This window comes from Bacillus sp. 105MF (genome assembly GCF_000374885.1).
GTDB classification, from domain to species: domain Bacteria; phylum Bacillota; class Bacilli; order Bacillales; family Bacillaceae_G; genus Bacillus_A; species Bacillus_A pseudomycoides.
Genome location: NZ_KB895572.1, coordinates 106,428 through 120,708, shown reverse-complemented (window position 1 = coordinate 120,708; position 14,281 = coordinate 106,428). Strand labels below are relative to the sequence as shown.

Here is a 14,281-nt window from a genome sequence, read left to right as displayed (position 1 = left end):
AAGTGAAACTTTAATCAGTGGGGGATATCTCCCACTGATTATTAGCCCTCACGAATCGTGCTTCTACGGGCAATTTATCTCCCAGCTAACTTCTTTTGCTGAACTTTGAGGTGGGATATTACTGCCCGTAAATAGCGGGATAAAAAGAGAAGCGAAGGCTTCTCTTTTTATTTTTGTATATTTTTTGAAACCTGATCCCGTACGGTTTGAATGTAATTCATTTTATGATCCCAGCATTCTTGGCTTAAATCTACAGGATATTCTTCGGGATTTAGTGTTCTCATATATTCTTCCCAAAATAGTGCTAAGCTGTTTTCTGTGTATTTTTGAATGTCTAATATGTTAGGTAATTCATATGTTCTTTTACCATTTGTGAAAATGTTATGATGAAGCTCGCGTGCTTCAAAGTTTGTCACGAATTTACTGATGTACGTATGGACAGGATGGAACATTTTTAAACGTTCTTCCTGCTCAGGTTCTTCTGATTCTAAAGCGATATAATCACCTTCTGCATGATTGTTAACGCGATTAATGATTCGATAAATTCGTTTTAATCCTGGCGTTGTAATCTTTTCAGGATTAGAAGAGATTTTAATCGTATCATTTAATGTGCCATTCGCATCCTCAATCGCAACTAACTTATAAACAGCTCCTAAGGCAGGTTGCTCAAATGATGTAATTAATTTTGTTCCGACGCCCCATACATCAATTTTTGCCCCTTGTGATTTTAAATGCATAATTGTATATTCATCTAAATCACTAGAAGCGATGATTTTTGTATTTGTAAATCCAGCTGCATCAAGTAGTTTTCGTGCCTCTTTTGATAAATAAGCCATATCGCCGCTATCAAGACGAATACCATAAAAATCAATGCGGTCACCAAATTCTTTCGCGATGCGAATGGCATTTGGTACACCAGATTTTAATGTGTCGTATGTATCGACAAGAAAAACACATTTTTTATGTGTTTCAGCATACTTTTTAAATGCAATATATTCATCACGGTATGCTTGGACAAAGGAATGAGCATGCGTACCAGCAACTGGAATACCAAATCGTTTTCCAGCACGGACATTGCTTGTAGAAGAAAATCCACCGATAAAGGCTGCGCGTGTACCCCAAAGGGCCGCATCAAATTCATGAGCACGGCGTGTACCAAATTCTAATAGTTCATCATTGTTCGCTGCATGTTTCATGCGAGCTGCTTTTGTAGCGATTAATGTTTGGTAATTCACAATGTTTAACAAGGCGGTTTCAATAATTTGAGCTTCACCAAGCGGTGCGTCAACGCGCAATAATGGCTCGTTATTAAAAACCACTTCTCCTTCTTGCATACTACGAATTGTCCCGGTAAACCTCATGTTTTGTAAATACTGTAGAAACTCTTCTTCAAATTGTAGCTCTTTTAAATAAGTGATATCACTTTCGGTAAAACGAAAATTCTCTATGTATTCTATAATTTTTTCAAGACCAGCAAAAATGGCATAACCATTTTTAAATGGAAGCTTTCGGAAATATAAATCAAAAACAGAGCGGCGATTATGAATGCCGTCTTTCCAATATGTATAAGTCATGTTGATTTGATATAAATCTGTATGTAAGGCGTAACTATCATCTTTATAATGATTCATTGTGAAAACACCTCCGTAATTTGGTTATATTATATCGTTTTTTCTAGTTTATGCCAAAGAATCCATTTCTAATAAGAAAGAGTGATTTTAATGTTTGGTAATATAGGTGATATAACATGTTTTTAGCATGAAATTTAGCTACTTCAATTGAAATAAAACAAATTTATCGAAAAACTTTTAGAAAATTTACATTTATCAATTTATATTTTTGGCATTTTTATGTATTATTAAAGTAGTGGGGGTAAATGAGAATGGAGGAGGACAATGCAACAAACTTTAGAAAAAATCGGCAAACAAGTTTTTTATAAGCGGCTGCAGCAAAAAATGACACAAGAAGAATTATGTCAGGGCATTTGTTCCGTCTCATATTTAAGTAAGATTGAAAATGGAAAAATAGAAGCATCGGAGGAAATCTTGCAGTTGCTCTGCGCGAGGTTAGAGATTGCCGTGTCGGATTTGAGAGATGTAGAAGAAGAAGTGAAAGAGAAATTAGATGATTGGTTAAATGCATTAGTTCATTTGGACAAGCAACAGGTTGAACGCATATATAACGAATTACAGTCTGAAATGAAAAATGTCTTAGATTTTGAAATTATAAATTATTATAATCTGCTGTATACACGTTATTTGATTATGAAAAGAGATCTTCCTGCGCTTGAAGAAGAACTAGAGAAATTAAAGAAGATGTATAAGAAGTATTCTCCGTTTCAGAAGTTGCTGTATACGTATAGTAGGGCTTTATTATATTGTATGCAATATAAATATAAACAGGCATTAGAGCATTTGTTAAAAACAGAGTCTATGGCGAAAGAACAAGGTTATTATGAAACGGGGATATATTATAATTTAGCACTTACGTATAGTCAGATGGAAATCGATCATATGACATTGTACTTTGCGAATGTTGCGTTAGAAGGTTTTCGAAATGAATATAAGTTTCGGCATGTAATCAACTGTCAACTTTTAATCGCTTTCAGTTATATACGAAAAAAACAGTATAGTGAAGCTATGGGAATTTATAATCATATTTTAAGAGAGGCTGATTCTTTTGCAGATAAAGATAATATCATGTCAATTGCCTTGAATAATATGGGGTACTTATATTATCGTCAAAATAATTATGAAAAAGCAAAAGAATATTATTTGGAGGGTCTACAGTATAAAAAAGAAGAAGATTTAAATTATATTGATGCTATGTATGAGATTTCTTTGCAATGTATTCAGTTAAAAGAATTTGAAGAAGCGAGAGGTTGGATTGAAAAAGGAATTTCTGCTGCAAGAAAAGATGACAGATATAAAAGTATGTTGCACTTATTATTAATTCTTCAATATAAGTATTATGGAAAAAAAGAGGTATATAAGAAGTTTTTAGAAATAGAAGCAGTGCCTTTCTTTAAGGGTGAAAAAAATATGAAAGATTTAAAGAAGGTATACTTAGAATTAGCGGAATACTTTGAAGAATCATCGGAATTTCAAGAAAGTAATCGATATTATAAATTAGCAATTATGTTGTTAGAAGAAGAAGGAGGGGTTATAGTATGAAAAAGATAATCTTAGGAACCTTTGTAATTATAACGGTTTTAGCGGTAGCATTCGATGTGCAGTGTGCTTGGAAACCAGATAACTATGGTCAAGAAACGAATGCAGCAGAAACAGTAAATGTATAATAAATTACCAAGAAAGGCCCTTTCCAAACGGAAAGGGCCTTTCTCAATAATTGTTCGCCAAAATTCTACAAAACTTGAGAAAAGATTTTTTTGAATTTTCAGTATATCAATATTGGAAACCTAATGCTAATATAAAATTACTCTTTTTCAAAAAAATTTTTATTAGGGGGAAGGTTATATGAAAAAGAAGAGTTTAGCATTTGTATTAGCGGCAGGAATGGCAGTTACAACATTTGGAGGGACAAGTTCTGCATTTGCAGATTCAAAGAATGTGCTCTCTACGAAAAAGTACAATGAAGCAGTACAGTCACCTGAGTTTATCTCTGGAGATTTGACTGGAGCAACTGGAAAGAAAGCAGAATCTGTTGTATTTGATTATCTAAATGCAGCAAAAGGAGAGTATAAGTTAGGGGAAAAGAGTGCAGAGGATTCTTTCAAAGTGAAACAAGTGAAAAAAGATTCTGTAACTGATGCAACAGTGGTACGTATGCAACAAGTATATGAAGGTACACCAGTATGGGGGTCTACTCAACTAGCTCATGTTAGTAAAGATGGTTCATTGAAAGTTTTATCTGGAACAGTTGTACCTGATTTAGATAAAAAAGAAAAATTAAAAAATAAAAATAAGATTGAAGGCAAAAAAGCAATTGCAATTGCACAGCAAGACTTAGGATTAACTCCAAAATATGAGGTAGAGCCATCAGCAGATTTATATGTATATCAAAATGGTGAGGACACAACTTATGCATATGTTGTAAAATTAAACTTCTTAGAGCCAAAACCAGGAAACTATTATTATTTCATTGAGGCAGAAAGTGGTAAAGTATTAAATAAATACAATACAATTGATCATGTGAATGGTGAAAATCAAGCACCACTTAAGCAAGAAAATGCTAAACAGGAAGGTCAAGCAGTTGTAAAACCTGTTACAGGGACAAATAAAGTTGGAACAGGTAAAGGTGTACTAGGAGATACAAAATCTATTAATACAACACTATCTGGATCTACTTATTATTTACAAGATAATACACGTGGAGCAACGATTTTCACATATGATGCGAAAAATCGCTCTACATTACCAGGGACATTATGGACAGATACAGATAATGTTTTCAATGCAAGCCGCGATGCAGCTGCAGTAGATGCTCATTATTATGCGGGTGTAACATATGATTATTATAAAAATACGTTTAATCGAAACTCCGTTAATGATGCAGGGGCGCCGTTAAAATCAACGGTCCACTACGGAAGTAATTACAATAATGCTTTCTGGGACGGTTCACAAATGGTATATGGAGATGGTGATGGAGTTACATTCACTTCACTTTCAGGTGGATTAGATGTAATTGGACATGAATTAACGCATGCTGTTACAGAAAATAGTTCGAATTTAATTTATCAAAATGAGTCAGGTGCGTTAAATGAAGCGATTTCTGATGTTTTTGGTACATTAGTAGAATACTATGATAATCGTAATCCAGATTGGGAAATTGGTGAGGATATTTATACGCCTGGCAAATCGGGAGATGCGCTTCGCTCTATGAGTGATCCAGCGAAATATGGCGATCCAGATCATTATTCTAAACGTTATACTGGTTCAAGTGATAACGGTGGTGTTCATACGAACAGTGGTATTATTAATAAAGCGGCTTACTTACTAGCAAATGGTGGTACGCATTACGGTGTAACAGTAAATGGCATTGGTAAAGATAAAGCAGGCGCAATCTATTATCGTGCAAATACACAATATTTCACTGAATCTACTACGTTTAGTCAAGCGCGTGCTGGCTTAGTACAAGCAGCTGCGGATTTATATGGTGCGAACTCTGCTGAAGTTACAGCGGTGAAGCAGTCATATGATGCAGTTGGTGTAAAATAAGGTCCATTCTTCTTTAGAAAAAATAAAAAGGAGCAGATGCTCCTTTTTATTTTTTCTTCCACTTCTTCCATATATATAATACTCCGATGCAACCGGCAATCGTGATAATCCACTTTGCTTCACTTGTTCCGTTCATGACATGGTATGCAGAATACACTTCAATGAGTAATGCCGGTATTTTTCCTAGTGTACTTGCAATACTGAAAGAGAATAACGATATTGTTCCTAATGCTGCAAATAAGGTGATAATGCTTGACGGAATAAATGGAACAAGCCGAAATGATAGAACGAGTAAAAATGCCTCTTTACCTTGTACATAAAGAAGGCGTTCTACTTTTGGATAATTGTTTAATTTGTTATGAGTCAATTTTTGAAAACCTAGTCGATAGAAATAAAATGAGACAATTGCTCCCAATGCTTCGCCTGCGATTGAAATAATTGTTCCATCTGTTAAACCGAAAAGTTGTATGTTGATGGCTGTTAAAAATATGCTTGGAATAAATCCTGCCAAGCTGATGATGATATTGAATAGAATACTGAGTGGAATTGCAATCGTGTGATGCTCTGTGAGTAAATTGTGAATCATTTCTTGCATATAGTTATAGTCCTTTGTCTTTTTTAGCATTACACCATATTTGGTCAATATAGGCAAGTGTGGATTTAAATTAAAAAATATAAATTTTCACAGTTAAAAACTTGCAACATTATACCCCTTACGGGTATAATGTATATAAAAGAGGGGGTATACAGATGAACCATTGTTCAAATCAAGAAAAGATGGTTCCGCGAACGGACGAAGAGATCGAGAAGGTTGTAAAACGCTTAAAAAGGATTGAAGGTCAAGTGCGCGGTATACAAAAAATGATTAAAGAAAATCGTTATTGTGTAGATGTATTGATTCAAATTTCTGCGGTGCAAGCAGCGTTAAATAAAGTCGGTTTTTCATTGTTAGAGCGACATACAAATCATTGTGTCGCTAAAGCGATTCAAGAAGGTAATGGAGATGAGTCTATTCAAGAGTTAATGAAAGTCATCAAACAGTTCTCAAAATAGAAAGGAGACGAACTGTATGGGTCAGACAAAACAGATCACGGTTGGTATTGATGGGATGACATGTTCAGCTTGTTCAGCCAGAATTGAGAAGGTGTTAAATAAGTTAGAAGGTGTAGAAGCAAATGTAAATTTAGCTATGGAACAAGCAACGGTTCAATACGATGTGGACGCGCAATCTGCAGAGTCAATCACAAATCGTATTGAGAAACTTGGTTATGAAGTTCGGACGAAAAAGGTAAGTCTAGATATTGATGGAATGACGTGTGCCGCATGTTCAAATCGGATTGAAAAAGTAATTGGGAAAATGGAGGGAATCGAGAGTATTACTGTTAATCTGGCGATGAACACTGCAACAATCGTATATAAAGATGGCCCTATTACTATAGAATCTATTTTAGAAAAAATAACGAAACTCGGTTACAAAGGAAAGCTCCAAGAAGAGACTGAACCAAATAAAAAAGCAGACAAATTAAAAGGGAAACGAAAACAGCTATTTCTTTCTATTCTGTTATCATTACCGCTTCTCTATACAATGGTAGCGCATATGCCATTTGAAACGGGGCTATGGATGCCGCATTTTTTAATGAATCCGTGGGTGCAATTATTGTTTGCAACACCAGTACAATTTTATATCGGTTCACAATTTTATATTGGCGCATACCGTTCTTTACGAAATAAAAGTGCGAATATGGATGTGCTTGTTGTACTTGGTACATCAGCCGCGTATTTTTATAGCTTATATGAAGGTTTGAAAACATTACAAAATCCATCGTATTCACCGCAGCTGTATTTTGAAACGAGTGCAGTGCTCATCACATTAATTCTTGTTGGAAAATATTTCGAATCTGTTGCGAAAGGAAGAACAACAGAAGCGATTTCAAAATTAGTAAGTCTACAAGCAAAAGAGGCATTGGTCATTCGTGATGGACGTGACATGTTAATTCCAATCGAAAGTGTTGTTATTGGTGATACCATTGTTGTAAAACCAGGTGAAAAGATACCTGTAGATGGTATTGTTTTATCAGGTATTTCGTCAGTTGATGAGGCAATGATTACCGGTGAATCAATCCCCATGGATAAACAGGTCGGTGATGCTTTAATAGGTGCAACAATTAATAAAAACGGTACGTTAACAATGCGTGCTGAAAAAATTGGAAAAGATACAGCCCTTGCAAATATTATTAAAATTGTGGAAGAAGCGCAAGGGTCTAAAGCACCAATTCAGCGCATGGCAGATACAATTTCTGGTATATTTGTTCCAATCGTTGTTGTTGTTGCAGCAGTTGCCTTTTTAATTTGGTACTTTGCCATTACTCCGCAAAATTTACCGCAATCTCTTGAAGTAGCTATAGCAGTATTAGTAATTGCCTGCCCTTGTGCACTGGGACTGGCAACACCAACTTCTATTATGGTTGGAACAGGGAAAGGTGCAGAGAAAGGAATTCTTTTTAAAGGTGGAGAGTATTTAGAAGCAACGCATAAAATTAATGCTGTTTTATTAGATAAAACGGGTACGGTTACAAAAGGGAAACCAGAAGTAACAGACGTAATGATCCTGCAAGATGACATGCTTTTATTTGCGGCTTCCGCAGAAAACGTTTCTGAACATCCGCTAGCCTCTGCAATTGTAGAATATGGAAAACAAAATCAAGTTTCTTTACTACCTGTAGAAACGTTTCGTGCAGTACCTGGGCATGGAATTGAATCGATTATAGAAGAGAAATCAGTTATCATTGGGACTCGAAAATTAATGAGTGAACACAGCGTCAATATAGCGGAATATGAGAATGTAATGAGTGAGCATGAAGCAAACGGAAAAACGGTTATGCTTGTAGCAATTGCGGGTCAGTTTGCAGGAATGATTTCTGTTGCCGACACGATAAAAGAAAGTTCAAAAGAAGCTATTCATACGATGCAATCTGCGGGAATTGATGTTTATATGGTAACAGGAGACAATAAACGAACTGCTGAAGCAATTGCAAAACAGGTTGGTATCAATCATGTATATGCAGAAATATTGCCAGAGCAAAAGGCAAATATTGTAGAACAATTACAGCAAAAAGGAAAGCAAGTAGCAATGGTTGGTGATGGTATTAATGATGCTCCAGCACTAGCGAAAGCGGATATAGGGATGGCGATTGGAACAGGTGCAGATGTAGCAATTGAAGCAGCTGATGTTACATTGGTTGGAGGAGATTTAGGGCATATTCCACAAGCAATTGATTTAAGCCAAAAAACGATGAAAAATATTCGTCAAAATTTATTTTGGGCATTATTTTATAATGCGATTGGTATCCCCATTGCGGCAAGTGGCTTGTTAGAACCTTGGGTAGCTGGAGCAGCGATGGCATTTAGTTCTGTTTCGGTTGTAACGAACGCTTTGCGTTTGAAGCGTGTTAAAATATAAAGTGAAGCCAATGTTTTTACGAGCAATACACCTTATTATAGGTTATGCTGCTCATAAATAATAAATAAAAGATTTATAATTAAGGAGGAATTGGAAATGACTGTAACATTGAATGTACAAGGAATGACATGTAATCATTGTAAAATGGCTGTGACAAATGCATTGCAAGAACTAAACGGAGTAAATGGCGTAGCAGTTGAATTGCAAGCGGGCACAGTAGCTGTTGAATATGATGAAGCAAAAGTGAATATAGAGCAGTTAAAAGATGCTATTGAAGAGCAAGGATACGATATTGTATAAAGTGGAACTGTTATCAATCAGGCAAATGTTCATGTAGAAAAAATAAGACAAAGCGTGTAGGGTTTTAGAATTCTACACGCTTTTTTTATATGTGAAATTGACTTTTTGTGAAGTTACGATAATAATCATGAAAGAGGTGATATGATGAAACGATTATGGGGTACTTTCTTGAGTAGCTTGTTTGCAATGGTTCTTATATTAAGCGGTTGTGCGGGACAAGAGCAAAACAAAGCGAACCCGAAAGAAAATAATTCAACATCAGTAGAAAAAATTAAAGATACGATTTTAGATGAAATGGAAGGGCCGCCGAAAAATGGCCATACGATAGAACGACATGTTGGGAAAACAGAAGATGAGCTAAAGAAGCGGTTGCAGACAGATAAAGTATCAGCTGCAAGTACATATTATGATAAAGAGATAGCAACAAAAGCTGTAAAAGATAGCTTAAAGCAACATGAGCAGGAAATTGAGAAATGGTTAAAGAACTCCAAAGAAAATCGTCTTGTATTAAATACGAAGCATTCATTTCCTGTTGGAAAAACGGTATTAAAGCGAGATATGAGTGTAAAAGATAAGCTTATGAATACAGTTACCGTTTTGGCGAGAGATAAATCAGGGGCATTAGGATTTAAAATCATTACTTCCTATCCATCAGATAAGTAAGAAAGGGGGGGAAGCATGTATCCGACACTTCAATATTTCTTAAGAGCATATTGCACGTTAAGTGTGTATGAGGATGAAATAATAAATGTAATGACTGAGTTTCTAGAACAAGAGGATCAGGAAACAATTGAAAAATTAAAAAGCGAGTTATTACATATAAAGCAGACAGAGGCATGGGAAGAAGGTTGTTTAATAGTAGCTAAACAAGGAAGCCGTATATGGTCTTTAGAAGAGACGAGGGAACATATGGGGACATTTGTACGTTTATTGCAAAATAAAAAGGCGTGAATCATCACGCCTTTTTGTATACGCTTTTTGAAATTTGGCCATTTGAGATGACTTGACCGTTTTGTGTTACTTTTTTATATGTGACAGCCGTAATTTTATTTTCAGTCTCGCCAATTACTTTTGATGAAACTTCTACGTTCTTGCCAGTAGGTGTACCGAAAATACGTGTAGTTATGCTGCTACCATTGGAAAACGCTTGAATGTAAATATATTTGCCAGTATTATTTTTGAATTTTAAATCTGGGCCATAATCTGCTACAGCAGCATCTTGACCAAGTGGCAAGTAATGAACAGGCATAGAGTGGTTACTACGAGCAACAACTCCTAAATCAGCACGTAATGCTGCCCCATATAGGGTACTACTCACTTGGCAAACCCCACCACCGGCGCTCTGGACAACTTTTCCTTGTAGGAATACAGCAGCAGATTTATAGCCATGCGCAGCATCTGTAATACCAACGCGTTCATTGAAACTAAATGTTTCATCAGGTGCTACAATTGCTCCGCTTAAAGTATTAGCAGATTTGTTTACATTAAAGGATTGGCTCCCGTTTCGACCAGCCATAGGAGTAGAATATTCAGCAATCACTTGTGTAATCCCCATATTTTGCATATCTTCTGTAGAGCGTTCGGGCTTTATGGAGGCAATTGGGAGCTGAATATCTTGTGTACCAGCAGTAATTGCTTTTGCTGTTAATTCTTTTAATTTATCTTTATCAACTTTTTCGCCATTTTGACTTTGACTAATATTTACTGTTGTTCCGGAAACACTTAATTCAGCATTTACAGGTTCCTCTAAGGTTTCATTATATTTTTCTTTTATAAAGGCTTCATAAGTAGTTGTATTTAACTGTGGCGTTAGTTTATATTCACGTTTTAACTCGCCATTTTCAGCTTGTTTTCGCATTTTATAGCGATTTATCACATTTCCTTTTTGCTCTTTAAAGATTTTTTCGACAATTTCCGTTTCTTTATATTCAACACCTAAGTCTTTCCACGTATAAGCTTGTGTATTGCCTTGGAATGTATAGTTAAGAGATTTTTTGTTTGATTCATCAATTTTTTGTTGAATAATTTCTTGAACATCTTTTTTACTTTTACCATCAAGAGAAGTGCCTTCAAATGTAGTATGTGGTAATACATTTATATCAAGCTGTTTATTCAATTTAGACACGTATTGATAACCACCAATCCCACCTGCACATAGTAATATTCCACCAGTGACAGCAGAACCAATCAGTAAGTTACGTAGCTTCATTTACTTCCCCCCAAAAAATTAATATATAAGGTCATATGTATTCATTTTTAATGTATGAATGATAAAAATAGTATTATGTATGTACTAGTATACTATTATTTTAATTGCGGGTGTAATATTTTTATAAAAAACGTTACAATTTTGTAACATTTGTCTCTTTTTGTCATTATTTGCGAAAGAAAATGAAAGTATTTTGTTGAAAATTATAATAAAAAGGCTGCTGGGAAAGTCCTAGCAGCCTTTTTATTATAATTTTTTATGTTCAGTTTTATTCGTAACATCGAGATGTTGTTTCAATGTTTTAGATATGTCCTGTACACTCTTTTCGTCAGGAATGTAGTAGTAGATGCCACCTATATATTTATCTTCACCTTTTACTTGGAGTTTATCCATCTTTAGATTTGAGCCCATTGTGCTCTTTGTAATTGTCATCATGTCATCAAATGTTAAGTTTGTTTTTAAATCATGATCAACAGCATCTAATAAGCTGCTAATTTTATTAATGGAATTTATGGATAGCGCTTTTTGAGCAATGGCTTCCAAAACAAGTTGCTGACGCTGACCACGCATATAATCGCTGTCGATATGACGAGTTCTAGCTAAAGCAAGTGCTTCTTCACCATTTAAATGCTGACGCCCTTTTTTTAGATGGATTGCACCTGGTTCGTCCTTACTATTTTGTTCTGTAAATTCAACAGGAACATCAACATCGATGCCACCAAGGGAATCTACAATTTTTATAAAGGATTTAAAGTTAAATTTAACATAATAGTCAACAGGAACATTTAAAAAGTTCTCGACTGTATCAATTGTACTATCTACGCCTCCAAATACGTGAGCATGCGTAATCTTATCTTGTTTATCGCGTGATTTAATATATACACGAGAGTCACGTGGTATACTAACAAGTTTTACTGATTTATCATTTTTATTAATTGTTGCAAGTAATAATGCATCGGTACGCGTTGCTTTGCCGTAAGATTTTTCACGGAGGTCACTTTCATCAACACCCATAATAAGGACAGAAACATTGTCCGTCATCGGCTTAACAGCTTTTTCTCGTTTATCCGATTTATCTCCTCTATCTAATTTAGAATATGCATTATTTACAATTGATTTTGCTTTACTGTATATATGGAAGGAATAGCTTCCGCCACCAATTGTTACAATAAGTAATGGAATGAGAATAAACCATAGTAGGCGTCTTTTTTTAAATCGCCTCTTTGAGGTTCTATTCGTGTTTTCTACATCAGATTTCATTATTTAGTTCTCCTTTAAATCATTCAATTTGCATATTATCTTATAATGCATAGACGAGACACATAAAAGACATTGTACGCTAAATAGATGTTGTTGTACATGTATAAAAAAATAGATGTCTCGAGTATTTATGAGACATCTATTCGTATTGTATACAAAAAGTATGAATAAGAAAAGGATTAAATTTTACCTTCTTATAGCATAATGCTTACAATAATTGCAGATAAAATGCTGACGAGTGTCGCACCGTACAACAGTTTTAAACCGAAGCGAGCAACGACATTTCCTTGTTCTTCATTTAATCCTTTAACGGCACCAGAAATAATTCCTATAGAAGAGAAGTTTGCAAAGGATACAAGAAAAACTGAAATAATGCCTACTGTACGAGGAGTGAGGCTGTTTGCAAGCTTACTGAGATCCATCATGGCTACAAATTCATTCGTTACAAGCTTTGTAGCCATAATACTTCCTGCTGCGACAATTTCGTTACTTGGCACACCAATAAGAAAAGCGATAGGAGAGAAAACATAACCAAGTAATTGCTGAAATGTAATTCCAAAAATAATATGGAATAAATCATTGATACAGCTAATTAAGGCAACAAATCCAATCAGCATAGCACCGACAACAATAGCAACACGAAATCCATCTAGAATGTATTCTCCAAGCATCTCAAAAAAAGTTTGCTTTTCACCCTTAATTTCTAAAATATCTTCTTCTTCTTTAACATCATATGGATTAATAATAAGTACGATAATAAAGCCGCTAAATAAATTTAAGACAAGAGCAGTTACTACATATTTTGGTTCAATCATTGTCATATAAGCACCGACGATTGACATCGATACGGTCGACATGGCGGAGGCGCATAGTGTATAGAGACGATGTTTTGGAATTTGCGCAAGCTGTTTTTTTACGGTAATGAATACTTCTGATTGGCCTACAATGGCAGAAGCGACAGCATTATAAGATTCAAGCTTTCCGAGTCCATTTATTTTACTAAGGAAAAAACCGATCCAACGAATACAGAATGGTAATATTTTAAAATGTTGTAAAATACCAATTAAGACGGAGATGAAGACAATTGGTAAGAGTACATTTAAGAAGAAGGGCATTTCACCTTTATTCGTAATACCACCAAATACAAAGTTTACCCCAGATGCAGCATAGGCCAATAATTTCGTAAATACATTAGAAATCATGGTTACAAGTATGAGGCCGACTTCTGTATTTAATAGTAAAAAGGTTAAAATTAACTGTATAATAAGCATAATGAAAATCGGTTTGAATTTGATATGCTTTTTATTGTTACTTGCAATGAAGGCAAGAAAGAAAACAACGGCAAGACCGAGAAAAAAAGTAACAAATTTCATAATAAGCCTCCTTATGATATGTTCTGTTATATAGGTTTTTCATTTCAAGGGAGAATATGCATGTTAGGTAAAGAGAGGAATGAAGTAGAGTATGAATATATCTAGAGTGCATCATATTGCAATCATTTGTTCTGATTACGAAATATCTAAAAATTTTTATGTTAATATATTGGGATTTAATGTGTTGAATGAAGTTTACAGAGAAGAAAGGGATTCGTATAAATTAGATTTATGTGTAGGAGGACAGTATCAAATTGAGTTATTTTCATTTCCAAATCCTCCAAAGCGGCAAAGTTTTCCTGAAGCAGCTGGTCTTAGACATTTAGCATTTGCAGTTACAGATATACATGAAGCAGTGGGGCATCTAAAGCGATGTGGAATAGAGACAGAGCCAATACGTGTTGATGAAATAACAGGGAAACAGTTTGTGTTTTTTCAAGATCCTGATTGTTTACCATTGGAGTTATATGAGGACTAAAATTGGGGAAATTTATATAGGTTT

Annotated in this window: 14 protein-coding genes; 9 read left to right on the top strand and 5 right to left on the bottom strand. The window is 34.9% G+C overall.

The window, feature by feature from the left end; genetic code table 11:
* Nucleotides 1-167: 167 nt before the first annotated feature.
* Nucleotides 168-1,631 (bottom strand): nicotinate phosphoribosyltransferase, encoded by a 1,464-nt coding sequence (locus tag C564_RS0112795; protein WP_006093496.1) that lies wholly within the window; start codon nucleotides 1,629-1,631, stop codon nucleotides 168-170.
* Nucleotides 1,632-1,895: 264 nt separating this feature from the next.
* On the opposite strand from C564_RS0112795, the gene C564_RS0112790 reads away from it, so the two are divergent.
* The 3 genes from C564_RS0112790 (at nucleotide 1,896) to C564_RS0112780 (ending at nucleotide 5,177) form a co-directional block, all read left to right on the top strand.
* Nucleotides 1,896-3,173, top strand: a complete 1,278-nt coding sequence (locus C564_RS0112790; protein WP_018765585.1) for a helix-turn-helix domain-containing protein — start codon at nucleotides 1,896-1,898, stop codon at nucleotides 3,171-3,173.
* Complete coding sequence (locus tag C564_RS36165; RefSeq protein WP_018765584.1) at nucleotides 3,170-3,298, top strand: NprX family peptide pheromone; 129 nt, start codon at nucleotides 3,170-3,172, stop codon at nucleotides 3,296-3,298. Before C564_RS0112790 ends, C564_RS36165 begins: the two co-directional genes overlap by 4 nt.
* Before the next feature lie 178 nt (nucleotides 3,299-3,476).
* Nucleotides 3,477-5,177 carry a M4 family metallopeptidase gene (locus tag C564_RS0112780; RefSeq protein ID WP_018765583.1) on the top strand — a complete coding sequence of 567 codons (1,701 nt, stop codon included), beginning with the start codon at nucleotides 3,477-3,479 and terminating at the stop codon, nucleotides 5,175-5,177.
* 46 nt (nucleotides 5,178-5,223) lie between these two features.
* Here C564_RS0112780 and C564_RS0112775 read toward each other — a convergent pair whose 3' ends face one another.
* The gene (locus tag C564_RS0112775; RefSeq protein WP_006093499.1) at nucleotides 5,224-5,772 is read right to left on the bottom strand and encodes a TVP38/TMEM64 family protein; all 549 of its coding nucleotides are present in this window, start codon (nucleotides 5,770-5,772) and stop codon (nucleotides 5,224-5,226) included.
* A gap of 155 nt (nucleotides 5,773-5,927) precedes the next feature.
* Here C564_RS0112775 and C564_RS0112770 point away from each other — a divergent pair, with 155 nt between their 5' ends.
* From C564_RS0112770 to C564_RS0112750, 5 genes are all read left to right on the top strand, one after another.
* Nucleotides 5,928-6,230, top strand: a complete 303-nt coding sequence (locus tag C564_RS0112770; RefSeq protein ID WP_018765582.1) for a metal-sensing transcriptional repressor — start codon at nucleotides 5,928-5,930, stop codon at nucleotides 6,228-6,230.
* A gap of 16 nt (nucleotides 6,231-6,246) precedes the next feature.
* Nucleotides 6,247-8,637, top strand: coding sequence for a heavy metal translocating P-type ATPase (locus C564_RS0112765; protein ID WP_018765581.1), 2,391 nt, complete (start codon nucleotides 6,247-6,249; stop codon nucleotides 8,635-8,637).
* A gap of 96 nt (nucleotides 8,638-8,733) precedes the next feature.
* A complete protein-coding gene (copZ, locus tag C564_RS0112760; RefSeq protein ID WP_003195128.1) occupies nucleotides 8,734-8,937 on the top strand; it encodes a copper chaperone CopZ in 204 nt (67 codons plus the stop codon).
* A 144-nt stretch (nucleotides 8,938-9,081) separates the two neighbouring features.
* Complete coding sequence (locus C564_RS0112755; protein WP_018765580.1) at nucleotides 9,082-9,600, top strand: RNase A-like domain-containing lipoprotein; 519 nt, start codon at nucleotides 9,082-9,084, stop codon at nucleotides 9,598-9,600.
* A 15-nt stretch (nucleotides 9,601-9,615) separates the two neighbouring features.
* Nucleotides 9,616-9,888 carry a hypothetical protein gene (locus C564_RS0112750; RefSeq protein WP_018765579.1) on the top strand — a complete coding sequence of 91 codons (273 nt, stop codon included), beginning with the start codon at nucleotides 9,616-9,618 and terminating at the stop codon, nucleotides 9,886-9,888.
* Nucleotides 9,889-9,892: 4 nt separating this feature from the next.
* Here the strand turns inward: C564_RS0112750 and C564_RS0112745 are convergent, their stop codons facing one another.
* From C564_RS0112745 to C564_RS0112735, 3 genes are all read right to left on the bottom strand, one after another.
* Nucleotides 9,893-11,146, bottom strand: coding sequence for a VanW family protein (locus tag C564_RS0112745; protein WP_003195123.1), 1,254 nt, complete (start codon nucleotides 11,144-11,146; stop codon nucleotides 9,893-9,895).
* A gap of 246 nt (nucleotides 11,147-11,392) precedes the next feature.
* Entirely contained in the window at nucleotides 11,393-12,409 is a 1,017-nt protein-coding gene (locus tag C564_RS0112740) for an LCP family glycopolymer transferase (protein ID WP_026008550.1), read from the bottom strand.
* A gap of 191 nt (nucleotides 12,410-12,600) precedes the next feature.
* Nucleotides 12,601-13,779, bottom strand: coding sequence for a NupC/NupG family nucleoside CNT transporter (locus C564_RS0112735; RefSeq protein WP_003195118.1), 1,179 nt, complete (start codon nucleotides 13,777-13,779; stop codon nucleotides 12,601-12,603).
* A gap of 91 nt (nucleotides 13,780-13,870) precedes the next feature.
* Here C564_RS0112735 and gloA2 point away from each other — a divergent pair, with 91 nt between their 5' ends.
* Nucleotides 13,871-14,257 carry an SMU1112c/YaeR family gloxylase I-like metalloprotein gene (gene gloA2, locus C564_RS0112730; RefSeq protein ID WP_018765578.1) on the top strand — a complete coding sequence of 129 codons (387 nt, stop codon included), beginning with the start codon at nucleotides 13,871-13,873 and terminating at the stop codon, nucleotides 14,255-14,257.
* The last annotated feature ends 24 nt before the right edge of the window (nucleotides 14,258-14,281 follow it).